Annotated in this window: 22 protein-coding genes and 1 pseudogene; 14 read left to right on the forward strand and 9 right to left on the reverse strand. The window is 46.6% G+C overall.

Features of this window, described 5'->3' with window-relative positions; genetic code table 11:
• Window positions 1-9: 9 nt before the first annotated feature.
• From ssuD to RGU72_RS12550, 5 genes are all read right to left on the reverse strand, one after another.
• Window positions 10-1,170 carry an FMNH2-dependent alkanesulfonate monooxygenase gene (gene ssuD, locus RGU72_RS12530; RefSeq protein WP_322120049.1) on the reverse strand — a complete coding sequence of 387 codons (1,161 nt, stop codon included), beginning with the start codon at window positions 1,168-1,170 and terminating at the stop codon, window positions 10-12.
• A gap of 87 nt (window positions 1,171-1,257) precedes the next feature.
• Window positions 1,258-2,259: a sulfonate ABC transporter substrate-binding protein gene (locus RGU72_RS12535; protein WP_322120050.1), complete on the reverse strand. Its 1,002-nt coding sequence runs from the start codon at window positions 2,257-2,259 to the stop codon at window positions 1,258-1,260.
• Window positions 2,259-3,176: a sulfonate ABC transporter substrate-binding protein gene (locus RGU72_RS12540; RefSeq protein ID WP_322121634.1), complete on the reverse strand. Its 918-nt coding sequence runs from the start codon at window positions 3,174-3,176 to the stop codon at window positions 2,259-2,261. Before RGU72_RS12540 ends, RGU72_RS12535 begins: the two co-directional genes overlap by 1 nt.
• 236 nt (window positions 3,177-3,412) lie before the next feature.
• A complete protein-coding gene (gene ssuE / locus RGU72_RS12545) occupies window positions 3,413-4,054 on the reverse strand; it encodes an NADPH-dependent FMN reductase (protein ID WP_322120051.1) in 642 nt (213 codons plus the stop codon).
• 116 nt (window positions 4,055-4,170) lie between these two features.
• Entirely contained in the window at window positions 4,171-5,211 is a 1,041-nt protein-coding gene (locus RGU72_RS12550) for a sulfate ABC transporter substrate-binding protein (RefSeq protein WP_322120052.1), read from the reverse strand.
• Window positions 5,212-5,298: 87 nt separating this feature from the next.
• Here RGU72_RS12550 and RGU72_RS12555 point away from each other — a divergent pair, with 87 nt between their 5' ends.
• The 10 genes from RGU72_RS12555 to RGU72_RS12600 all read left to right on the forward strand — a co-directional run bounded on the left by RGU72_RS12555 (window position 5,299) and on the right by RGU72_RS12600 (window position 16,468).
• Window positions 5,299-5,484, forward strand: coding sequence for a hypothetical protein (locus RGU72_RS12555; RefSeq protein ID WP_322120053.1), 186 nt, complete (start codon window positions 5,299-5,301; stop codon window positions 5,482-5,484).
• Window positions 5,485-5,810: 326 nt separating this feature from the next.
• Window positions 5,811-6,785, forward strand: coding sequence for a sulfate ABC transporter substrate-binding protein (locus RGU72_RS12560; protein WP_322121635.1), 975 nt, complete (start codon window positions 5,811-5,813; stop codon window positions 6,783-6,785).
• Window positions 6,786-6,966: 181 nt separating this feature from the next.
• Window positions 6,967-7,692 (forward strand): response regulator transcription factor, encoded by a 726-nt coding sequence (locus tag RGU72_RS12565; RefSeq protein WP_322120054.1) that lies wholly within the window; start codon window positions 6,967-6,969, stop codon window positions 7,690-7,692.
• Window positions 7,682-9,322 (forward strand): sensor histidine kinase N-terminal domain-containing protein, encoded by a 1,641-nt coding sequence (locus tag RGU72_RS12570; RefSeq protein ID WP_416200123.1) that lies wholly within the window; start codon window positions 7,682-7,684, stop codon window positions 9,320-9,322. Before RGU72_RS12565 ends, RGU72_RS12570 begins: the two co-directional genes overlap by 11 nt.
• Before the next feature lie 87 nt (window positions 9,323-9,409).
• Complete coding sequence (locus tag RGU72_RS12575) at window positions 9,410-9,751, forward strand: DUF4212 domain-containing protein (RefSeq protein WP_322120055.1); 342 nt, start codon at window positions 9,410-9,412, stop codon at window positions 9,749-9,751.
• Complete coding sequence (locus RGU72_RS12580) at window positions 9,751-11,805, forward strand: sodium:solute symporter family protein (protein WP_322120056.1); 2,055 nt, start codon at window positions 9,751-9,753, stop codon at window positions 11,803-11,805. The genes RGU72_RS12575 and RGU72_RS12580 overlap by 1 nt, the downstream gene beginning before the upstream one ends.
• A 137-nt stretch (window positions 11,806-11,942) precedes the next feature.
• Window positions 11,943-13,400 carry a circularly permuted type 2 ATP-grasp protein gene (locus RGU72_RS12585; protein WP_322120057.1) on the forward strand — a complete coding sequence of 486 codons (1,458 nt, stop codon included), beginning with the start codon at window positions 11,943-11,945 and terminating at the stop codon, window positions 13,398-13,400.
• Between the two features lie 80 nt (window positions 13,401-13,480).
• A complete protein-coding gene (locus tag RGU72_RS12590; protein ID WP_322120058.1) occupies window positions 13,481-14,431 on the forward strand; it encodes an alpha-E domain-containing protein in 951 nt (316 codons plus the stop codon).
• Between the two features lie 133 nt (window positions 14,432-14,564).
• Window positions 14,565-15,404 (forward strand): transglutaminase family protein, encoded by an 840-nt coding sequence (locus tag RGU72_RS12595; RefSeq protein ID WP_322120059.1) that lies wholly within the window; start codon window positions 14,565-14,567, stop codon window positions 15,402-15,404.
• Window positions 15,405-15,592: 188 nt separating this feature from the next.
• Complete coding sequence (locus RGU72_RS12600; RefSeq protein ID WP_322120060.1) at window positions 15,593-16,468, forward strand: peptidase; 876 nt, start codon at window positions 15,593-15,595, stop codon at window positions 16,466-16,468.
• A gap of 124 nt (window positions 16,469-16,592) precedes the next feature.
• On the opposite strand, the gene RGU72_RS12605 is transcribed toward RGU72_RS12600, so the two are convergent.
• The gene (locus RGU72_RS12605; RefSeq protein WP_322120061.1) at window positions 16,593-17,153 is read right to left on the reverse strand and encodes a DNA-3-methyladenine glycosylase I; all 561 of its coding nucleotides are present in this window, start codon (window positions 17,151-17,153) and stop codon (window positions 16,593-16,595) included.
• Window positions 17,154-17,336: 183 nt separating this feature from the next.
• Here RGU72_RS12605 and RGU72_RS12610 point away from each other — a divergent pair, with 183 nt between their 5' ends.
• Window positions 17,337-17,852, forward strand: coding sequence for a redoxin domain-containing protein (locus RGU72_RS12610; RefSeq protein WP_322120062.1), 516 nt, complete (start codon window positions 17,337-17,339; stop codon window positions 17,850-17,852).
• Between the two features lie 21 nt (window positions 17,853-17,873).
• Here RGU72_RS12610 and RGU72_RS12615 read toward each other — a convergent pair whose 3' ends face one another.
• The 3 genes from RGU72_RS12615 to RGU72_RS12625 form a co-directional block, all read right to left on the reverse strand.
• On the reverse strand, window positions 17,874-18,446 hold the full coding sequence (locus RGU72_RS12615) for a hypothetical protein (RefSeq protein WP_322120063.1): 573 nt from the start codon (window positions 18,444-18,446) through the stop codon (window positions 17,874-17,876).
• A 121-nt stretch (window positions 18,447-18,567) separates the two neighbouring features.
• Window positions 18,568-19,086 (reverse strand): hypothetical protein, encoded by a 519-nt coding sequence (locus tag RGU72_RS12620; protein WP_322120064.1) that lies wholly within the window; start codon window positions 19,084-19,086, stop codon window positions 18,568-18,570.
• A gap of 45 nt (window positions 19,087-19,131) precedes the next feature.
• Window positions 19,132-19,524 (reverse strand): VOC family protein, encoded by a 393-nt coding sequence (locus tag RGU72_RS12625; RefSeq protein ID WP_322120065.1) that lies wholly within the window; start codon window positions 19,522-19,524, stop codon window positions 19,132-19,134.
• Window positions 19,525-19,927: 403 nt separating this feature from the next.
• Between RGU72_RS12625 and RGU72_RS12630 the strand changes: the two are divergent.
• The 3 genes and pseudogenes from RGU72_RS12630 to RGU72_RS12640 all read left to right on the forward strand — a co-directional run bounded on the left by RGU72_RS12630 (window position 19,928) and on the right by RGU72_RS12640 (window position 22,773).
• Window positions 19,928-20,631 (forward strand): annotated as a pseudogene (locus RGU72_RS12630) (ZIP family metal transporter).
• Between the two features lie 79 nt (window positions 20,632-20,710).
• Entirely contained in the window at window positions 20,711-21,481 is a 771-nt protein-coding gene (locus RGU72_RS12635; RefSeq protein ID WP_322120066.1) for a C1 family peptidase, read from the forward strand.
• Between the two features lie 143 nt (window positions 21,482-21,624).
• Window positions 21,625-22,773 (forward strand): putative zinc-binding peptidase, encoded by a 1,149-nt coding sequence (locus RGU72_RS12640; RefSeq protein WP_322120067.1) that lies wholly within the window; start codon window positions 21,625-21,627, stop codon window positions 22,771-22,773.
• Window positions 22,774-22,780 lie beyond the last annotated feature (7 nt).

A 22,780-nucleotide genomic window follows, 5' to 3' on the forward strand; every position in this document is an offset into this window, starting at 1 on the left:
ACATCCTCTCTAACTTTGTGAAACCTTGGGCTCAATACTATTGGCAATAATCTCGCCGAAAGGGCCTGTCATCGTACTGACTTGTCCCGCAGTTGCCTTACCAATCAGAGGGAATACCAGTTCAGCAAAACGGTAGGATTCTTCAAGATGCGGGTAGCCAGACATGATGAAGGTATCAATACCTAAATCAGCATATTCCTGCATGCGGGCGGCAACCGTCTCTGGGTCGCCCACCAATGCTGTGCCAGCACCGCCGCGCACCAGGCCAACGCCTGCCCACAAGTTCGGGGAAACTTCCAGCTTGTCGCGCTTACCGCCGTGCAAAGCCGTCATACGCTGCTGACCGACTGAATCCATTTTAGAAAATGCTGCCTGCGCGCGGGCAATGACTGCATCATCGACATGACTGATCAACTCTTCTGCGGCTTTCCATGCGGCATCGTTGGTCTCACGGACAATCACATGTAAGCGGATGCCAAATCGCAAGGTACGGCCATGTTTCGCAGCGCGGGCACGCATATCCCTAATTTTTTCTGCGACGGCAGCAGGAGGTTCGCCCCAGGTCAGATACACATCCACCTGCTCGGCTGCGAGTTCATGTGCAGCCTCAGATGAGCCACCGAAGTACAGTGGTGGATAAGGCTTTTGTACTGGCGGATACAAAGTCTTTGATCCCTTGACCTTGATATGTTTGCCTTCAAAATCAAAACCACCACTCGCACCATCAGCGCCCTCACCTGACAGAGAGGCACGCCAGACCCGCAAGAATTCGTCTGTGATTTCATAGCGTTCAGAATGGTCCGTCCATAAGCCATCGGCTTCCAGCTCCACTTGATCGCCGCCGGTCACGACGTTTATCAACAAACGACCGTTAGAGAGACGGTCAAAAGTCGACGCCATACGAACAGACAAACCAGGCGTGCTCAGACCTGGACGGATAGCGACCAAAAATTTAAGATTCTTTGTCGCGCCAATCAAGCTCGAGGCAACGACCCAGGCATCTTCGCAAGACCGTCCCGTCGGTAATAACACACCGTCATAACCTTGGGTATCGGCGGCCACTGCGACTTGGCGCAGATAGTCGTAGCTAATTTGGCGCGCACCCTTCATGGTACCTAAATAGCGGCTATCACCGTGGGTAGGGATAAACCAAAATACATTGAAACTCATGACAAATCCTCGAAAATAAGTACGACTTCAGTATGAAATATGAAATTTGGGATATTGAATTTTGTGATTTTATTGCGTCGGTGTATCTCACTTAGCCCCAGGCGGCAACCAGACAGCATCTCTAATATTGACGGACTTCGGTATCAACTTCTGCTGGTAAAAATTGTCGGCCACACGTTGCTGCTCATCGATAATATTCTGCGTTAAGTACACCACTGGAGAGCGCGGTCGGCGATCTAAATAGGTAGCGATGGTCGCTTTATCCAGGCCAGTACTGGCGGCAATTGCCGCAATTGCCTCCGGACGATTGCTATGTACAAAAGTGTCGCTCTTCGTCAACTCCTCAAACAATAGTTGAATGACTTTTGGATATTTTTCTGCAAAACTACGGCTAGATAAATAGTGCGATAAGTTATTCACCAATCCGTTACCCGTCACCAGCACACGCGGCTTGGCAGTTTGTTCAATCGCAGCCCAATAAGGATCCCAGATCGCCCAAGCATCAACGCTACCGCGCTCAAATGCGGCACGTGCATCAGCCGGCGCGAGATAAATTGGTGTGATATCGCTCCACTGCAAACCGCCTTGCTGAACCGCACGCAGCACGTGGTAATGCGCGCTGGAACCTTTTTGAAAAGCGATCTTTTTTCCTTTCAGATCACTCAGCGTTTTGATGGGAGAGTCTTGCTTTACCAAGATTGCACTGACTGACGGCTTTGCAGGTTCTGCGCCAACATACACCAGACTGCTACCTGCAGCCTGGGCAAAAATCGGCGGTGGTTCACCGGTCGTCGCAAAATCGATACTGCCGACGGATAGCGCCTCTAACATTTGAGGTCCGGCGGTAAATTCGAACCAGGTAATCTTGACGCCCCCTGGCTTTGCGCTCCCTAACAGCTGTTCTAACGATTGACGTTGCTTTAACAAAGTGAGGTTGACCGAACTCTTTTGAAATCCAATACGCAGTTCGGAAGGCAGGTCAGCTTTCGATAATGCCGCCATCGCAGAATGAGGCAGGATCATTATCGTAGTAGCTGCGACGACAAATTTCAGAAGCGATATCGCATGACGGAAGGGAGAACTCATCATCACTTCGCCACGTTAAATACAACATCTTTAATGCTGATTTTTTTAGGAATCAACTTAAGATCAAAAAAGACATCTGCAATACTCTGCTGCTCTTTAATGACTTGCTCTGAAATCGGCCTGACGCCAAAACTAAAACGCTTGGTCGCCAGATCAACGATGGAAGCGTCCAACCCTAATTGTGTCTGCAGTACGGTCGTGACTTCTTTCAGATTTTTACTGCCCCACTCATCAACCTTGGCAATTTCTTCTAGGACAGTGCGTAAAATATCCGGATGCTTTTGTGCATATGGACGGGCTGCCAGATAAAACTGGTGATTGCTGACGATCCCTCTACCGTCGATCAAAATACGCGCATCCAGTTGCTTTTGCGCTGCAGCTAAAAATGGATCCCAGATCACCCAGGCGTCGACGCTGCCGCGTTCAAAGGCAGCACGGGCATCGGCAGGTGCCAAATAAATCACTTCTATATCTTTGTAGGCAATGCCGGCTTTTTCCAGCACCTTGACCAGCAGATAATGCACATTCGAACCTTTATTCAGTACGATCTTTTTACCTTTCAGATCGGCTGCGGTTTTCAATGGGGAATTTTTCGGTACGATCACGGCCTCGCTAGACGGTGCTGGCGGTTCGTTACCGACATACAGCAAATCAGCGCCTGCAGCCTGAGCAAAAATCGGTGGCGCTTCGCCCACGGTACCAAAATCAATACTGCCGACATTCAAGCCTTCCAACAATTGCGGTCCTGCCGGAAATTCAGTCCATTTAACGTCGATGCCTTGTGCCGCCAAACGGGTATCCAATGCGCCAGTCCCTTTTAACAACGTTAGCGTGCCGTATTTTTGATAACCGATACGTAATATGGTTTTGGCTTGCGCCGAAGCTAATGTAGGAAATACGCTCAATGACCCGCCAACCATGACGCTAGCGATGGCAGCGGATAGTGTTGTCAAGGAACGGCGTTTTGCTCGCTGCTCCAAGGACAATTCTGATGCCGTTGAAAATAGCGAATGCGATTTTTTTTGGTTTTTGCTCATGATATGTTTCAGTCTGTCAGGTTTGAAATGGTGCTATCCCTACCGCGAGCTACAAGCGGTATAAGTCGGAACAAATAATCCAAGTGGAACGCTAAGAAAAATTCTTAGCCATCAACAAGCTAAGCCGTACAGGGCACTTTCTCAGCAGCTTGACTAAGACTCACGGACGTTACATCGACTGGCAAAGTAACTGAAACTGACGGTACTGAAGCAGACTTCAGGCGATTGAATTCGCTCAACGCCAATCCTTCATTCAGGTGATGTATCCCATTATGCAAACGCTTTTCGATCGCAGGATCAATTCGTAATCCATCTTGTTCGGACCACTCAATTTGAGCGTCTGTCGCATAAACGCTGGGCAGAATATGTCGGGCGTCTAAGGCCGCTAATACTGGACGTAAAGCATAATCCAGAGCGAGCATATGTGACTGGCTGCCCCCCGTTGCAATTGGCAGAACTAATTTGTCTTTCAATCCATCCTGGGGCAACATATCTAAAAATAATTTTAGTAAACCGCTGTAGGCAGCTTTATAGACTGGTGTCGCAACAACAACCGCATCGGCCTCGGCGATCTGCTGACGAATCGCTGCCAGCTCAGTATTTTTAAAGTCTGCATGCAATAAAGCCTGAGCCGGCAGATCACGCAATGAAATATGACTTACATCATGACCAAGCTCACTTAATTTATTGCCGACAAAGTGCAACAGACGACTCGACCGCGAAGGTGTTGAAGGGCTGCCAGATAATAATAGGATGGTCATGATGGAATACTCTTTTTTAGTTTGCCGATGCGAATTAAGAATCATCGCAAAACGATTTGGTAAAAGAAAAATTTAACCCTCTTCCCTCATTTTCATTTTGCGAAAATTCAATATCATTATTTCTTGCTTGGCTGATAGATCTGATCAAATACGCCGCCGTCAGCAAAGTGTGTTTTTTGTGCTTTGGTCCATCCACCAAAAGTGTCATCAATATTGAACAATTTGATCTTGGCAAAATTGCCCGCGTATTTTTGGGCAGCTTTTTCAGAGGTTGGACGATAGTAGTTTTTAGCAATAATTTCTTGTGCTTCTTCCGTGTACAAATAGTTCAGATAAGCTTCAGCGACTTTACGCGTACCGCGTTTATCGACAACCTTGTCAACAACGGCAACCGGTGGCTCTGCCAGGACACTGATGGAAGGAGTGATAATTTCAAATTTATCTGCGCCAAATTCTTTGAGCGCCAGATAAGCTTCGTTTTCCCAAGCCAGCAACACATCGCCAATACCGCGTTCTGCAAATGTGACGGTTGATCCACGCGCACCGGAATCCAGAACAGGAACATTTTTAAAGACTTTAGATACATAGTCTTTTGCTGTGGCTTCACTACCGCCCGGCTGTTTCAATGCATAGCCCCAAGCAGCTAAATAGCTCCAGCGAGCGCCGCCAGAGGTTTTAGGATTGGGTGTAATGACAGAGACACCAGGCTTGATGATGTCAGCCCAGTCTTTGATTCCTTTTGGATTGCCTTTGCGCACTAAAAAGACAATCGTTGAGGTGTACGGAGAACTATTATGTTGAAGGCGTTTCTGCCATGCTTTATCCAACAAACCTGTCGCAGCAATTGCATCGGTGTCATAGGCCAATGCTAGTGTCACGACATCGGCATCAAGACCATCAATTACCGCGCGAGCTTGCTTGCCAGAACCACCATGCGACTGCTTGATACTGACGTTGTCACCCGTTTTGGCTTTCCATTGCTTTGCAAATGCCTGATTTACCTCCTGATACAGCTCGCGAGTAGGATCGTAAGAGACATTGAGCAAGGTAACATCAGCGGCATGGGCAATACCGGAATGACCGCCAGCAGCGGCAACGATTGACAATGAACTTACTAAAATGAGCTTTTTAAGGGAATTGATGCGTGGCAGTTTCATCTACAGTCCTTGAACTAAATTATTTTTCGAGAAGTGAAGAGTAAAACGGCCAGAATGAAAGGAGAACGAATAGTTTCGCGTTTTAATATGACTTTTACGTATATGGAAAAAGTCGATTTGTTCTTGGGTCAATTACTTATCTGGTATGAAAAGATGACGCCAGAGATCATCGCCAACCAGCAACGCGTAACAGATACCTTCGCTCAATTGAAGCTGATTCCCAAAACCATCAAGGTCAATGATAAGGTATGGAACTGGAAGCCAGCGAAGTAAGACTCAAGACAAGCTTAAATATATGATTAAATAAAAGCTTAAATACAAACCTAAAAAGTCAGCCACTCGGTTAAGTATTAAAATTAGATATACTCCCCTATAAATTCAAAAAATATTACCTATTGACCAGACTTTATTTGGACAACTTAAATATACTTAATGGGAGTATATTAATTTAACCCCCTAAGAATAAGTCGTCTTTCTCATGAATTCAGTTTTTTTACGAAAGAAAATGTATGTCCATTCATCCAGCTAACAAACTCCCTTTTTCGCTATTTCACGCAACGGCGTTGAAACATACGATGCGTCCTTTGTTGGCGAGTGCCATGTTATTGGGATCGATCTTCATGGCAGCGCCTGCTGCCCACGCAGATACCGCATTGCTTAACGTCTCTTACGACGTCACACGCGAGCTGTTTAAGGATATCAACCCGGCATTTATCGCCGAGTGGAAAAAAACCACAGGCGAAACCATTACCGTCAACCAATCACACGGCGGCTCTAGCAAACAGGCGCGTTCGGTAGCCGATGGTCTGGAGGCGTCTGTCGTTACCATGAATCAGGCTAATGACATTGATTTCCTGGCCGACCAAGGTGTAGTTGCCGCTGATTGGGCAAAACGTTTTCCGAATAACGCAGCGCCGTTTTATTCCACCATGGTATATCTGGTGCGCAAAGGCAATCCTAAAAAAATTGCTGGTTGGGATGATTTGATCAAACCAGGTTTGAAAGTCATTATTCCTAATCCTAAAACCTCAGGCAATGGTCGTTATTCTTATCTGGCGGCTTGGGGTTCTGTGATTAAAAAAGGCGGTACCGAGGCGCAGGCGCGTGATTTTGTCTCCAAACTATTTAAAAACGTACCGGTACTCGATGGTGGCGGACGCGGCGCCACTACTACGTTCACCCAACGTGAAATCGGCGATGTGCTGGTGACATTTGAGAATGAAGTACAGCTAGTACGCAATGAGTTTGGCGATAATTTTGAAGTAGTCTATCCAAGCTCATCTATTCTGGCGGAATCGCCCGTTGCGGTTGTTGATAAAGTCGTGGACAAGAAAAATATCCGCAAGCAAGCAACGGCTTACCTGCAATTCTTATACTCGGAAGCAGGTCAAGATATTATCGCCAAGCATTTCTTGCGCCCTCGCTCGGCGATCGCCGCAAAAAAATATGCGACGTCGTTTAAACCAATTACCTTGTTTACCGTCGATGAAGTTTTCGGTGGCTGGAAAAATGCGCAGAAAAAGCATTTTGATGATGGTGGCGAATTCGACAAGATTTTTCAATCGCATCGGTAAACAGCTCATCTCAGGAAAGAATACCAATCGGACTTACGTCAAATTGTCGCATTTTGGTATCGAGAAGAGACCGCAACCATTCATTTAGAGCTTGTCACAGCAGACCACTCATCTTGCTGTGACAAAGTCCGCTAAACGCAATAAACTAAGCTGAGAGACAAACACTATAAGAAAATACCCCATGCGCATATTGCTCGCCGAAGATGACAGCGTACTTGCCGACGGACTGACCCGTTCGCTCAGACAGTCTGGCTATGCCACCGATTGTGTCGCCAATGGCGAAGAAGCGGATACGGCTTTAACGACCCAAGATTTTGATTTGCTGATACTGGATTTAGGTCTGCCACGACTCAGCGGGCTAGAAGTATTGCGACGTTTGCGTGCGCGTAATTCCCATTTGCCGGTGCTAATCTTAACGGCCGCGGACTCCATTGAACAACGCGTCAAAGGCTTGGATCTGGGTGCAGATGATTACATGGCGAAGCCCTTTGCCTTATCAGAACTGGAAGCCCGAGTAAGAGCATTAACCAGACGCGGCGCTGGTGGCGGCCCTACCGTGATCAAACACGGACCGTTGACTTATGATCAGGTCGGTAGAATTGCTTACATTCATGAGCAAATGCTGGATTTGTCTGCACGTGAGCTGGGTTTATTAGAAGTCTTATTGCAAAGAACAGGCAGATTAGTCTCTAAAGAACAGTTGGTGGATCACCTGTGCGAATGGGGCGAAGAAGTCAGTAATAATGCGATTGAAGTTTACGTCCACCGCTTAAGAAAAAAAATTGAAATCGATGGTGTGCGCATCGCCACAGTACGCGGCTTGGGATATTGTCTGGAGAAGTTTTTTGTCGCTGCCTCGACGAACACCACCACCACCACACCAAAAACGATCAAGCATGATGGATGACGAAGGCGCAAAAGTAGCGATGGCATCGCAAGCGCCGGAGCATCTTGCTCGCAAAGATAACAACACCAATAGTCACAGCCAACCGCCAGAAAAAATCCAGCGCTCGCTTTTTGGTGAAATTCTCGATTGGATGCTGGCACCGCTGTTATTGCTCTGGCCTATGAGCATCGCCATCACGTATCTGGTCGCCAAATCGATTGCCAATCAACCGTTTGACCGGGCGCTGGAAGACAATGTGCTGGTACTGTCACAGCAAGTCAAAGAAGTCGATGGTAAAGTCGTCACGCAATTATCGAACCCTGCCCGCGATATTTTGCGTGCAGATGATTTGGATAGTATTTACTTCCAGATCAAAAATAGCAAAGGCGATCTGATCGATGGTGATAAAGATTTGCCCATGCCAGCCGAAGATGACCGCCCTACCCCCGGCACTGTACAAATCAGAAATGAATACTTGCACGGTATCGACATTCGGGTCGCGTATAGCTACATCAATCTGAACAAAGTTAACAAAGAAATCAGTGCGAAAGTAGCCGCGAAACTAACTGGAAATTCAGTAGATCATTCGGCTGACAAATCTAGGCAAGCAGTGCTGTCTTCGAGCCAAGTACAAGAATCCCAACTAGTCTTAGTACAAGTTGCGGAGACCTTAGAAAAACGCGCCGTACTTGCAAATGAAATTATCAAAGGCGTAATCCTGCCACAATTTATTATTTTGCCGATAGCACTTGCCTTAGTCTGGTTTGCTTTGAGTCGCGGACTATCGCCGCTAGCCGAATTACAACACAGAATACGCGCCAGGCGGCCCGACGATCTTAGTCCGATAGACTCGCGCCACGTACCGGAAGAAATCACGCCTCTGGTGCGCTCACTCAATGAGATGTTAGAACGTTTAGCACAAACTATCGTCATCCAAAAACGCTTTATCGCTGATGCAGCACATCAGATGAAAACTCCACTGGCTGGTATGCGCATGCAATCTGAATTAGCCTTGCGCCAGACCGATCAGACAGAAATCCATCGTTCACTTTTGCAGCTAGCTAAAAGTTCGGAGGCGGCTACCCGCCTGATCAACCAACTGCTGACTTTAGCAAGGGCAGAAAATCAAACGCCAGCCACCAAACCCTTAGAGTCGATTGAGCTCTGTGAGCTGGTACGCAGCACCGTACATGACTGGATACAGACCTCGTTCTCTTATGAAATTGATCTGGGATTAGAGCAGCCAGATTTTCCTGTTTTTATATTTGGCAGTCCGCTGATGCTGCGCGAGTTATTAAGTAATCTGATTGATAACGCGATTCGCTATACACCAAAAGGGTTAAGCGTCACCGTCAGAATCCGGGTGAGTGAAGAGCAGGCGCTGGCAATATTGGAAGTGGAAGACAATGGACCCGGGATTCCAGTATCAGAACATGAGCATGTGTTTGAACGCTTCTATCGTATTCTGGATAACAATGTACAAGGCAGCGGATTAGGGCTTTCTATCGTGCGCGAAATTGCTCAGCAACATAATGCGCCTATCGACATTATGGCGAATCCACGCAATCAAAATCCGCATTATCCAGGCTGTATATTCCGGGTGTCATTTCAGATGAATCCCCATGCCAGTTTACGTGGGGATATTAGCTAGCTTAATGCTAAATAGCTTAATAGCTTAATAGCAGCTCAATTTTAGAATCCCTCAACAAATGTTATTTAGAGACCTAAAAACCTTGATATGGAAGCAGATAAAAGTATCAGTGCGCTGGATAAATCAAAAGCTACTGCAGCCACTCACTGGCGGCGCAGCAGATACCTGACTGCATTTTTACTGACGAGCTGGTTTTTTTTGACATTTGGCATTCTGTTTTTTGCCAGAGAATTATCTGCCTATACTTTTTTTGGATGGCCGTTTTCTTTTTATATGGCAGCGCAAGGATTGACCTTATTTTACGTGGCGCTGCTGGCTATTTTCTCACTGTGGATGCGTAAAATTGAAGACGCTTACCATACTGAAATTTCAGAAAAAAATCCTGATCTATCTCAAATAAAGGATAGTAACTTAAAGGATATCCGCTAATGGCACAGGCTGGATTCTCTAAACGACTAACGCGCTATTACGCCTGGTACACGCTGCTGTTCATCCTTTTTTTGATCAGCCTTGCGGTACTGGAAAAAGAAGGCGTACCCCGTGCCTGGATAGGTTATCTGTTCATGTTCTCTACCATCGTGATTTACGCTGGTATTGGCGTCATGAGCCGCACCTCGGATATTTCTGAATACTATGTCGCTGGCCGGCGTGTACCGGCTGTTTTTAATGGGATGGCAACGGCGGCAGACTGGATGTCGGCAGCCAGTTTTTTAAGTCTTGCGGGCGGCTTATATTTACAGGGCTTTGATGGTCTTGCCTACATCATTGGCTGGACCGGTGGTTTTTGTCTGGTTGCGTTGTTAATCGCACCGTATATACGCAAATTTGGGCAGTACAGTATTGCGGATTTTTTAGGCACCCGTTATGCCGGCGCGAATGGTAGCAATATCGTGCGCGTCCTAGCCGTGATTGCGACGATCTTTATTTCATTCACCTACGTCGTCGCCCAGATTTATGGTGTTGGTTTAATCACCTCGCGCTTTACCGGTGTGGATTTTTCTATCGGCATTTTTTTAGGCCTGGCAAGTATTCTGGTCTGCTCTTTTTTGGGTGGTATGCGGGCAGTGACATGGACCCAGGTTGCGCAATACATCATCATCATTATTGCGTACATGATCCCGGTCACATGGTTATCAGCAAAGCATGCCCAAACACAGACCCAGATGCCGATCCCGCAAATTGCCTACGGTTCCAAACTATCGCAATTAAGCGCTAAAGAAAAACTGTTTGCGAATGATCCGAAAGAACAAGAAGTCCGGGCTATTTTTAAACAACGCGCTGAGGTATTCCAGCAAAAAATCCAGCATCTGCCTGCCTCATGGGAAGAGGGGCGATTGGAATTACAGCACCAGCTAGATGAGCTTAAATCTGGTAATGCCTCACTGATAGAAATCAAAGCAGCAGCGCGGGTATTAAGCAATTATCCTAAAACACCGCAAGAGGCGCAGCTGCGATGGACTGACGCCAAGAGTGCCAATCTGGCACGCGCAGAACCCAGCGTCACTACTTACATGCCGTATGCCGCAAAAGATAAAAACGAATCTGACATCAAGCGTAATAATTTTTTGGCCTTAGTATTTTGTCTGATGATGGGTACTGCGGCCTTGCCCCATGTACTAATCCGTTACTACACTACGCCATCAGTGCGAGAGAGCCGTGAGTCGGTCTTCTGGTCACTATTTTTTATCATGCTGTTGTACATCACGATCCCCGCTCTGGCGATTTTAGTAAAGTACGATATTTATACCTCACTGGTCGGTACCGAATTTTCTAAATTGCCATCATGGGTCACCTATTGGGCCAGCATCGACAAACTTAATCCGCTGGTGAATATTACTGATATCAACCACGATGGCATTGTCCAGCTGGCAGAGATTGCGATTGATGGTGACATCGTCGTGCTCGCGACACCTGAGATTGCAGGTTTGCCTTATGTCATTTCCGGTCTGGTTGCCGCAGGTGGTCTGGCGGCAGCTTTATCGACTGCGGATGGTTTGCTGCTGACGATTTCCAATTCGCTGTCGCACGACATTTATTACAAAATTGTTGATCCCAGTGCTTCGACACAAAAACGGGTGACAATTTCTAAGCTACTGTTGTTAGTAGTAGCACTAGTTGCTGCCTATGTGGCATCGCTTAAACCTGCGGATATTTTATCGCTAGTCGGTGCGGCATTTTCACTGGCAGCATCTACCCTGTTCCCTGCACTGGTATTGGGCATCTTTTGGAAACGTGCGAACCAACAGGGTGCCATTGTGGGTATCATCATCGGTTTTATTGTGTGTGTTTATTACATGCTCAACACACATCCACTATTCGGTGGTAGTGTATTAAATCAATGGTGGCATATCGCTCCGATTTCCGCCGGGGTATTTGGTGTGCCGGCAGGGATCATCAGCATGCTACTGGTCAGCCTGATGACACCTGCACCAGATCCTCGCACAGTGGATTTGATCGACTATATTCGAGCCCCTGATGTTTGATCTAGGTTTGATATGGCTTTGATCCAAAGATGACGTAACGTGAAGTATGTTTTGCAATGCCAAAAATACACTGGCATAGTTCTTGATAGTAGAAACTGAAACTATAGTAAAAACTCAAATAACAGCGAAACCACATCATGGCAAAATTTTTTAATGAAATGGCTGCTGATGGCATAGAGTCAGCAAGCTCAGCAGCTGGCTCGGCAGCAAATATAGAAAATCACATCCGTGATCATTACCGCGAATTTAATACCTGGTTAAAGCAACAATCTCCAGAGACTATACAACGTAAGCGTGCAGAAGCTGATCTGACATTCCGTCGCGTCGGTATTACCTTTGCAGTGTATGGCGACGATGCCGGTACCGAACGCCTGATCCCCTTTGACATTATTCCCCGCATTATTCCTGCTAGCGAATGGTCACATTTACAGACTGGTCTAGTACAGCGCGTCAAAGCCTTGAATATGTTTATTCATGATATTTATCACGATCAAAACATCATCAAGGCGGGCATTATTCCCGCTGAACAAATTTATAAAAATGCGCAATACCGGCCAGAGATGCAAGGTATTTCGGTCGCCTCGGATATCTATGCCCATATCGCCGGTGTCGATATTGTGCGCGCCGGTGCCGGTGAGTTTTATGTGCTGGAAGATAATCTGCGGGTACCGTCTGGCGTGTCCTACATGCTGGAAGATCGCAAGATGATGATGCGACTTTTCCCGGAATTATTTGCCCGTAACAAAATTGCGCCGGTAGATCATTACCCTGATATGTTGCTGGACAATTTACGCTCGGTTGCACCGGTCGGCGTGAATGACCCGACGATCGTCGTGATGACACCAGGGATGTATAACTCCGCCTATTTTGAACATGCATTTTTAGCGCAGCAGATGGGCGTGGAACTGGTAGAAGGTAAAGATTTATTCGTCAACGATAACGCAGTATTTATGCGCACCACACGCGGACCTAAACGCGTCGATGTGATTTATCGCCGGGTGGATGATGACTTCCTCGATCCGCTGGCCTTCCGTCCGGATTCGTCGCTTGGTGTGCCTGGTTTGTTGTCGGTGTATCGCGCTGGTCGCGTGACCCTAGCAAACGCAATCGGCACCGGTGTGGCAGATGATAAATCGATTTATCCGTTTGTACCGGACATGATTAAGTTCTATCTGACTGAGCAACCGATCCTGAATAATGTCCCGACTTACCAATGCCGCAAACCCGAAGATTTAGCCTATACCTTAGCGCATTTACCTGAGCTGGTTGTTAAAGAAGTACATGGCGCGGGTGGCTACGGTATGTTGGTAGGACCTGCATCGACCAAAGCGCAAATTGAAGATTTCCGCCAGCGTCTGCTCGCCAAACCTGACGGCTATATCGCACAACCGACGCTGGCATTATCGGCTTGTCCGACTTATGTTGAGAGTGGCATCGCGCCGCGCCATATTGATTTACGTCCATTTGTGTTGTCCGGCAAAACCATCTCGATGGTACCTGGTGGTTTGACCCGTGTGGCCTTACAAGAAGGTTCGCTGGTGGTTAATTCATCGCAGGGTGGCGGGACAAAAGATACCTGGATACTAGAAAAATAGTTTCCTCATTCGTTTGCTGATATCAGACCGGATCAAGTCCGATCGAATGCCCAAATAACTTGCCGCGCTGGAGAAAATTTATGCTGAGCCGCACCGCTGATCACTTATTCTGGATGGCACGCTATACAGAACGCGCCGAAAATACTGCCCGTATGCTGGATGTAAATATTCAAACATCGATGCTCCCGCAATCAATTGAGAGTGCAGAGCAAGGCTGGCGTGCGATGCTGGGTATTTCGGAATTGCAGTCCGCATTTGATAAAAAATACGGTGTACTCAATGCGAAAGACGTACTCGATTTTATGTTGCGTGACCCGGACAATCCATCGTCCATCGCAGCCTGCCTGACCGAAGCGCGCGAAAACGCCCGCGCCGTTCGTGGCACGCTAACCACCGAGGTATGGGAGACCCAAAACGCAACCTGGCTGGATATGCAGCAACATCTGAACAGCGGCGTACTGGAAAACGATCCTAGCCAGTTTTTTGAATGGGTCAAATACCGCTCACATTTGTCCCGTGGTGTGACGCTGGGTACGATGCTGAAAGATGAAGCTATCCACTTCATCCGTCTGGGTACTTTTTTAGAACGTGCCGATAACACTGCGCGTATTTTAGATGTGAAGTTCCATGGCGCCAAAGAAGCAGGCATTAGTGAAAAAGCTACTCAAAGAGATTTCTATTATTGGGCAGCTTTATTACGCTCAGTCTCCGGTTTTGAAATTTATCGTAAGGTATATCGCGACGTTATAACACCAGAGCGCGTGGCAGAGCTGCTGATATTGCGCGGCGACATGCCACGTTCTTTACTGGCCTGCATGGACGAGGTGGTACAAAACCTGAAGCAAGTCAGCAATGATGTCTCGGCCGATACTGAACGCTTTGCCGGCAAGCTACATGCAGAACTGCAATTTGCCTGCATTGAAGATATTCTGGAAGCTGGCTTGCATGAAACACTGACGGAATTTTTGCAAAGAATCTTTGAACTGGGCAATCGTGTCAGCCGTAACTTCCTGGTGCCGCTTGCGGCATAAATCACAAAACAATAAAGAAATAAAAAATATACTCCCCTCCAGTAATTTTAGATCGCCCATAGAATATTTGGACAATTGACCGATTATTTGAAAAATAAATGGGAGTATATTAAATGGGAGTATATTAATTCGTATGAAACTCTCAATCAGACACGAGACCATCTACCGGTATACCGCGCCTTTGGCTTACACCATACAGCAACTTCGTCTGACACCAAGGGAAGAGTTACAACAGCACGCATTGTCCTGGCACATCACTACTTCGGGTCAGCGTCACGCCTACACCGATGCGTATGGCAACCTGTCGCATATGCTAACTATCACTGGTCAGCATGATGCTTTGTCCATCGTCGCACAGGGTTTGGTCGAAACAATCTACCCATACCAAGGTCGTTTGAACGCAATCGAAACCTTGTCGCCGCTAATTTTTTCTGTCGCCACACGCTTGACCGAACCGACACCACAAATTATGGATTTCGCCGCCAGTAGTTTTGCGAGAAATTTTGCAGGGAAAACATTCAACACGCACGGGAAAACTAAAACCCCGGAAGCACTCAAATTAGCTGAGCTTATTTTTGGTGCAATCGAGTATCAAAGCGGTGCAACACAAGTGACGACCAGCGCAGACGATGCGCTAAGTCTGGGTCGCGGCGTTTGTCAGGATCATGCACATCTGTTTTTAGCCTGCTGCCATGCTCACAGTATTCCGGCGCGCTACGTTTCTGGCTATATTGATCCCGGTACCACTAGCCATGCAGAAAGTCATGCCTGGGTAGATGTTTGGGTGGAAGACAGTGATTTCTCGGGTTGGGTCAGTATTGATGTAACACATGCACGTTTGATGACCGATGCTTATTGCCGTCTGGCAGTCGGACGCGATTATGATTCCGCTGCGCCTATCCGTGGCGTGCGACGCGGCGGTGGAGAAGAAATGTTGGACGTCAATGTACAAGTCATGCCAGTTCAACAATAAGTACCATTTATAGTACTTGCATCTTCGAGGCGGTTTTGCGTAAGTCCTAAGAAACCGTTGGCAATTCACAAACGGATTACACACTATCTGACAATCAAGCGACATTCCACAGGCACTTAAGAGCCCTAAATCAGCTAAACCATTTTGCCTTAAGGTAAAATATGGCTTTAGTTTATTGGCTTGTAACAATGACATATTGTGTTGGCATGCGCCTGGACGCTGGGCTAGTTTTTCTCTCTGACTCTCGTACTAATGCGGGTGTGGATCAAGTTGGTACGTTCCGTAAAATGAGCGTATTTGAAAATCCGGGCGACCGTATGATGGTCTTGATGACCGCAGGCAATCTCTCTATTTCCCAATCGATACGCCAATTAGTCGCAGAACACGTGTGCTTTGATGGCAGCACGATCTGGAATGCGCCCAACATGTACGAAGCTGCCCGTATCGTCGGTGAAGCGGTGCGTACAGTACATAAACGCGACGCACAATCTCTGTCAGAATTCGGTATCGATTTTAATGTGAGCCTGATCTTTGGTGGACAAATTAAAGGCGAACGTTGCCGCTTGTTTCAGATTTATTCAGCCGGTAATTTTATTGAATCGCATAATGAAAATACCTATTTCCAGATCGGTGAAGCCAAGTACGGCAAGCCGATTATTGATCGGGTAGTCAATCCATTGACACCGCTGGACGAAGCCGCAAAATGTGCGCTGATCTCGATGGATTCTACCTTGCGTTCCAATGTATCCGTCGGCTTGCCATTAGATATGCTGGTGTACGAAACCGATCGTCTGGCCGTCACCCGTTTCGTCACGATTGATGAGAAAAATCAATACTTCCAGATGATACGCAGTACTTGGGGCGAGCAACTCAAACACGTATTTGAAGGCATCGACGATCCGATCTGGGACGCAGCACCGGACGCCACCATGAACGTGCTGTCCTCTACCAATATGAATAGCAAACCAGTGCGTATCGCCCTGCCGCCGACAATTGCTCCCGTTGTTTTGGATGTCGCGCCTTTACAATCGCTGGCGCAAGAGTTCAACCAGACTCAGCATTGATCTACTTATTTATACAAGCTAAGGCGCACTCAAGCGCAACATACGATCAAAAGATCGATCAACAGATCGACTAACAGATAGCCTAACAAAAAGGCCAGCAAAAGCTGGCCTTTTTATTGGCTTATTATTTTGTGCGCCAATCGCAATCAGAAGCGTGATCTTGCACCATACCAATGGCTTGCATGTAGGCATAAATAATCGTCGAGCCAACAAATTTAAAACCACGCTTAATTAAATCTTTTGATATCTGGTCAGACAGTTCGGTTTTAATAATGCGTTCACCGCTATTACGAATCGGCTTGCCATTCACATGCGCCCACAAATAGCCATCTAAACTGCCGAACTCATCGCACAAACTCAGATAGGCATTAGCATTGGTAATCGCCGCAGCCACCTTCAGGCGATTACGTACTATCCCCGCATTTGCCAGCAAACTCGCTACTTTATCCGCATCATATACAGCGATTTTTTTTGCATCCCAATCATCAAAGGCAAGCCGGTAATTCTCACGCTTGTTGAGGATAGTTTCCCAACTCAGCCCCGCCTGCGCCCCTTCCAGATTCAACATTTCAAATAAACGCCGCTCATCATGACAAGGCACGCCCCACTCCTGATCGTGGTACGCCAGATAAAGAGGATTAGCTGGATTAGCCCAAGAGCAGCGTTGATGAGTTACAGAATTCATGGCGATCATTTTTTACTTTAAGTAGAGTCACTATTTTTGCATGATGTCCCGGATTATTTTAGAAATTGTTGTAAGATTTATTGCCCAGAACCGACACAATCACTAAGCAGATATTAGACCGTGACTAAACGCCTTACCTGGACAGGTACCTGTGTATTCCAAAAAAACTGAAAGAAAAGCTTAATGATGAACAGAAGAAAATTTATTCACACAGCCACACTGAGCAGTGTCGCCATCAGCAGCTCTTCGCTGTTTGCCCAAGAGAAAAAGGAAGCTGTGACTTTTACGATGCAAAGCACGGACATCAATGGCAAACCCTTAAAATTAACCGATTTTATAGGACTAACAGTGCTGGTAAGCTTTTTTACCAGCGGCTGCAATCTCTGCACTCGCGACCTTAAATTGATGCGTGAATTTTATGTAGGTAATGCGAACCGGAAATTTGTTCTGCTGGCGATTAATATAGACCAGGATAAAAGAGATTTTGATACCTATAATCAACTAGTTTCGCTCGCCATCCCAAAAGAGCAACGCTTCCCGACGGTGTGGCGTAATGCACCCGGCCACAAAGACAATTTTGGAACCATCGTCAAACAACCTACCCACTTTGTTCTGAATGCCCAAAACCAGTTTATCTTTAAGCGGGAAGGTACTTTTTTGCCAGACGACTGGGACAATCTCTGGCTTTCATTAAGCTAAAGAGCTTGTGAGCAAACTAATTTAAATAGTTTGCGCAGCATCCGGTGCTACATCGACTGATGCCATAAGCTCACGCTCGGCTTTCGCCCGTAATACTGCAAACCGCCAGCGTAGCAAACCGATTGCATATCCAATGTAATAGCTGGCAAGCAGTCCGAATACTGCCAATGTCAGCGGACTTCCCGCAAAATTCCCCATATCATGCGAGTCCAAGGGATTTAGCACATACACATCAAGCATACGATACACAATACGGCAAAAAAACAGCAGCGACAAAGCAATACCCAAATGCGCGTTTGGCGTATAAAACAAACCTTGTGGCGTTGGCTCAAATACTGTTTTTTTGAGCCCATAGACAGCAAGACCCGATCCGATAATCAAACCTCCCGCCATATACATCAGCCTGTCAAGATGCGAAGAAGAGAGAAACGCCAGCAAGACTAACAAGCTAGGAAAAATAACCAAAGTAATCCACGGCCGTATTTTTGATAATCGTTGACGACCAACCAATTTACGCACACGCGAATACATGCGCCATGCGATTAGCGGCAATACGACAAGTAATGTAATCGTGGAGGAATTGGGAGCTTGCATAGTAAATCCTCGATAAAAATAAGCAAATCAACACAGCACAATCAACACACATTATCTCTGAACTCATGCATCTCACCTTAGATTTGCTTGTATCTAAATGTGTCTCTACTACGCATTGAAATTAAGGGCGTACAAACTCAAATTTATTGCGAAACGTGGTCGTACCGTCTGCACTCACCTCATCTTTAAACAACTTAAAAGCGCCGGCAGATAGCTCTAACCGGTAACGATCCAGCTTATCGCCGTCCTTACGTTCAAACAGAATTTGTCGGCCATTGCTGTCAACACTATTGGACGTAATTCGTCCAATGGATACCGCTTTTTCGGCAGAGCCTGAAGCCCAGGCGATTTCGTTTTTAAGCAAATCAAAGTTCATCCGCTCATACGAAAATACCGTCTTGGACGGACCATCATCAAACACATAATGCAGCACCAGCTCATTGGGCGCACCCAAAGCAATAAACAAGCGCGTCGGCAATGTCACCAACCGATCTGGCTTGCTGTAATCACGATAAGTCAGAGCACCTTTCCACTCACCCTGCACCGCTGACAAAGCAGCATCTGGCTTTGGATCATACAAAGCAAAAGCAGGTGCGGCAAATAGACAAACTAATAATGCAAGCGTTGTACGACGTTTCATAATGATGGCCCCGGAGAAATCTACAGCTTCAACACTTGCTGTATATCAGAAATTTATAGGTGAACAAAGTTCGATCAGCGATCCTTCTTTGGAGCGAACATATGCAACAATTTGCCCCCAAGGTTTTTGCGCCGGCTCTTTTATCGCCAGTGCGCCAGCGCTGACTGCCTTTGCATATGCAGCGGCCACATCCTCAGTTACGAATGCGAATTCCACACCGAAAGGTGGGACATTAGGATCGGCTCTTTGATAATGCCCATCCAAGTTAATCTCGCCCATCGCATGCGATGCGAATGCTAGAACAGTATCACCGGTTTCCAGTTCGCCATATTCACCAGACTCATGCAAATAGCGTGTCTCAAAACCAAATGCTTGGTGGTAAAAATTGAGCGTATCCGAAACAGACTCGACGTACACAATGGTGTAAGCAAATTTCATAAGATATTTTCCAAAAGTAATTTTTATATTTATCTGAGATGGCAAAAGAACATACAAAGTGCTTTACCATTGATTTTAATTAAGCTTAACGATACTGTATTTTTGATCAGTATTCAAGAAAGGATTAGCGTCCTTTTAACTGCGATCAGCAACAGAAGAAATCTTCATATCGGATCAATTAATGACCGTGAACAGAAGTCGAAAAGAACTTAAAAACAAGCCGGCATCCCAAAGTCAAATTTGCACAAAACCTCACTCTGTGTTCTAATTTGCAACCAAGTTGCACTAACTGCATACTTACTGCATACCATTGTCTGATTCGAGGCTTAAAATTCACTCCACGTTGTTATCCATTCTTTTTGCCACCACCATCGCTGGCGTACTAAGCATTACTGCTGCGGCAATTTTTTCTTTCTCGCTATTGTCCAAAGTCGTTGAGCGTATGGTTAGTTTGTCGGTTGGCATCATGCTCTCTACCTCCTTATTGCATGCCTTGCCAGAAGCGTTTGAATCTGGTGCAGATCCACGCACTTTGTTTGCGTGCTTACTCGGAGGTTTACTCGCATTTTTTTGCTCGAAAAATTGGCTATTCTGCGTCACTCGCATCATCACGAAGGCGATGGCCATCATCATGAGCATGGTCATGATGCGCACGAAGCAGGCAAAGCGGGCTGGATGATTCTGGTCGGTGATGGCTTGCATAATTTTACTGATGGGATATTGATCGCTGCCGCTTTTTTAGCAGATCCCAAACTGGGTTTGGTGACAGGTCTGGCGATCATTGCGCATGAGATACCGCAAGAGATCGGCGATTTTATCGTGTTGCTCAATGCCGGTTTTTCACGCGCACGCGCTTACATGTACAACTTAATTTGTAGCTTGATGGCAGTAATTGGCGGTGTACTCGGCTTTTACACCTTAGGTAGCGCCAGCAACTTGATTCCGTACGTGCTTGTGTTTGCTTCTTCTGGTTTTATCTACATTGCATTAAGTGATTTAATGCCGCAAATGCAGCGCCGTGCCAGCGTGCACGAAACAATTCCGCAAATTATTCTGATTGCGCTGGGCGTGGTGCTGGTGCTATTTGTGACGCAGCACCGGGCGTAAGTCCTCTTAATCCTTTTCGATATCATGAGTAGCGTTGTAGACTAATGCTTCAGACGATCATGGTAAAAAAAGGAATAACATGGCACAAAAAATTGCAGGCTATGGCTGGTTGCCCGACTTGCCAGATCATCGTGATCACTCATTTGATCTTCCCCCGAATTACCTACATCAACTCCCCACCAAAATTGATCTGCGTCCTCACTGTCCCAGTGTATTTAATCAAGGTGACAGAATAGGCAGTTGTACCGCCAATGCTGTCTGCAATGCCTTCCGTTTTAATCTGATGAAACAGGGTATGCAGCGCCCTTTTATGCCGTCACGTTTGTTTGTGCATTACAACGCACGTGTGATGATCGGCACCGAGCGGCAAAACCATGGCGCGCAAATCCGTGATGCCATTAAAAGTGTTGCCAAGCAGGGAATCTGTCGTGAAAGTAACTGGCCATATATCGCCAAAAAATATGCGCTGAAACCACCAAAAGCTGCGTATGACGAGGCGCTGCAACATCAGGCGATCTGTTATCAGCGCCTGCAACAAAAACTCGATCATTTAAAAGTTTGTCTGGCAACCGGGCATCCGTTTGTGTTCGGTATCACACTGTACGATGAGTTTGAATCTGAGAAAATGACGCAGCACGGGGTGTTAGCGATGCCCAAAAAAAATGAAGGTTTGGTAGGCGGTCATTCAGTACTGGCAGTCGGTTATGACGATAAAACCGAGCGCTTTATCGTGATGAACTCCTGGGGCGATGCATGGGGCAAAAAGGGATTTTTTACCGTGCCTTATGCGTATTTACTAGAACCCAACCTGGCGGCAGATTTTTGGACGATACGTGCAGTAGAGGGATAATTTTGGCTTAAATTAATATACTCCTTATGAGTATTTTTTAATAATCCAATTATTATCTGACTTTCAAGACAATTTAATTCAACATGAAAGGGAGTATATGGCGTTCCGTTTTACTCTCTTCAGCGGATCTTTGAGTAATTTATATGAAAACTTTTCACTGTGATAAATGTAGCCAGCAAGTTTTTTTCGAGAACACGTTGTGTGGTGCTTGCGGGAGCATGCTGGGTTATCAGCCCGAGATTCGGGCGGTAAGCAGCTTTGAGCCATCGGATAACGGTTATTGGCGCAGTTTAAATCCCGTCAATGCGGGACGTGTTTTTAAGCAATGCAGTAATTATGCGAATCAACATGTCTGTAACTGGATGCTGGATCTGGACGATGCCCATGATTTGTGTGCGTCGTGCCAATTAACGGTTGTGATACCGACATTGTCGAGCGAAAAAAATCACTTGTTTTGGCAGCGACTGGAGTCCGCCAAACGTCGACTTTTATACTCGCTCTGGTTTCTCGGTTTAAAACCGGTATCTAAAGAAGAAAATGAGGAAACCGGCCTGGCATTCCAATTTTTGGAAGACGAGAGTGGTAGCGAAAAAGTCCTGACCGGGCACGACGACGGCTTAATTACTTTAAATATTGCAGAAGCAGACCCCGCCAAACGTGAGGGAACGCGCGAGCAAATGCATGAGCGTTACCGCACTCTGCTTGGTCATTTTCGGCATGAGAGTGGGCATTATTATTTTGACCGGCTGATCGCTGACGGTCCTTGGGTTGAGGGATACCGCCAACTTTTTGGCGACGAGCGGCAGGATTATAGCGAATGCCTGAAATCGCATTACGCCAACGGCGCGCCCGTCAATTGGGAGCAATCTTTTATTAGTAGTTATGCCGCATCGCATCCCTGGGAAGATTGGGCAGAAACCTGGGCGCATTATCTGCACATGATCGATACGCTAGAGACCGCACATGCTTGTGGACTATCACTCAATCCACACAATGTCGCAGAGCCGGGCATGGTGATCAGCGCATCACCGATGAAGATCGATACTTTTGAGGAAATTATCAAGGACTGGTTTGCACTCACCTATGTGCTCAACAGCCTTAACCGCAGTGTCGGCATGCCAGATTCTTACCCCTTCACCTTACCAGCACCCGTCCAGGAAAAGCTGCATTTTATCCATCGTGTGGTGTTGGGTTATGCAGAACCAGAGCGCCAGGGAATGACGCAGCAGCAAACCCAATCGCAATCGCAATCGCAATCGCAATCGCAATCGCAAATGATAGGAGTTACGTAAAAACGGA

The sequence above is a fragment of the Undibacterium sp. 5I1 genome, assembly GCF_034314085.1.
Taxonomy (GTDB): Bacteria; Pseudomonadota; Gammaproteobacteria; order Burkholderiales; family Burkholderiaceae_D; genus Undibacterium.

Bases quoted from the DNA above. Each gene is read 5' to 3' on its own strand.
- ssuD (WP_322120049.1), bottom strand. From the start codon at position 1,170: ATGAGTTTCAATGTATTTTGGTTTATCCCTACCCACGGTGATAGCCGC.
- RGU72_RS12535 (WP_322120050.1), bottom strand. From the start codon at position 2,259: ATGATGAGTTCTCCCTTCCGTCATGCGATATCGCTTCTGAAATTTGTC.
- RGU72_RS12540 (WP_322121634.1), bottom strand. From the start codon at position 3,176: ATGGTTGGCGGGTCATTGAGCGTATTTCCTACATTAGCTTCGGCGCAA.
- ssuE (WP_322120051.1), bottom strand. From the start codon at position 4,054: ATGACCATCCTATTATTATCTGGCAGCCCTTCAACACCTTCGCGGTCG.
- RGU72_RS12550 (WP_322120052.1), bottom strand. From the start codon at position 5,211: ATGAAACTGCCACGCATCAATTCCCTTAAAAAGCTCATTTTAGTAAGT.
- RGU72_RS12555 (WP_322120053.1), top strand. From the start codon at position 5,299: ATGACTTTTACGTATATGGAAAAAGTCGATTTGTTCTTGGGTCAATTA.
- RGU72_RS12560 (WP_322121635.1), top strand. From the start codon at position 5,811: ATGTTATTGGGATCGATCTTCATGGCAGCGCCTGCTGCCCACGCAGAT.
- RGU72_RS12565 (WP_322120054.1), top strand. From the start codon at position 6,967: ATGCGCATATTGCTCGCCGAAGATGACAGCGTACTTGCCGACGGACTG.
- RGU72_RS12570 (WP_416200123.1), top strand. From the start codon at position 7,682: ATGATGGATGACGAAGGCGCAAAAGTAGCGATGGCATCGCAAGCGCCG.
- RGU72_RS12575 (WP_322120055.1), top strand. From the start codon at position 9,410: ATGGAAGCAGATAAAAGTATCAGTGCGCTGGATAAATCAAAAGCTACT.
- RGU72_RS12580 (WP_322120056.1), top strand. From the start codon at position 9,751: ATGGCACAGGCTGGATTCTCTAAACGACTAACGCGCTATTACGCCTGG.
- RGU72_RS12585 (WP_322120057.1), top strand. From the start codon at position 11,943: ATGGCAAAATTTTTTAATGAAATGGCTGCTGATGGCATAGAGTCAGCA.
- RGU72_RS12590 (WP_322120058.1), top strand. From the start codon at position 13,481: ATGCTGAGCCGCACCGCTGATCACTTATTCTGGATGGCACGCTATACA.
- RGU72_RS12595 (WP_322120059.1), top strand. From the start codon at position 14,565: ATGAAACTCTCAATCAGACACGAGACCATCTACCGGTATACCGCGCCT.
- RGU72_RS12600 (WP_322120060.1), top strand. From the start codon at position 15,593: ATGACATATTGTGTTGGCATGCGCCTGGACGCTGGGCTAGTTTTTCTC.
- RGU72_RS12605 (WP_322120061.1), bottom strand. From the start codon at position 17,153: ATGAATTCTGTAACTCATCAACGCTGCTCTTGGGCTAATCCAGCTAAT.
- RGU72_RS12610 (WP_322120062.1), top strand. From the start codon at position 17,337: ATGATGAACAGAAGAAAATTTATTCACACAGCCACACTGAGCAGTGTC.
- RGU72_RS12615 (WP_322120063.1), bottom strand. From the start codon at position 18,446: ATGCAAGCTCCCAATTCCTCCACGATTACATTACTTGTCGTATTGCCG.
- RGU72_RS12620 (WP_322120064.1), bottom strand. From the start codon at position 19,086: ATGAAACGTCGTACAACGCTTGCATTATTAGTTTGTCTATTTGCCGCA.
- RGU72_RS12625 (WP_322120065.1), bottom strand. From the start codon at position 19,524: ATGAAATTTGCTTACACCATTGTGTACGTCGAGTCTGTTTCGGATACG.
- RGU72_RS12635 (WP_322120066.1), top strand. From the start codon at position 20,711: ATGGCACAAAAAATTGCAGGCTATGGCTGGTTGCCCGACTTGCCAGAT.
- RGU72_RS12640 (WP_322120067.1), top strand. From the start codon at position 21,625: ATGAAAACTTTTCACTGTGATAAATGTAGCCAGCAAGTTTTTTTCGAG.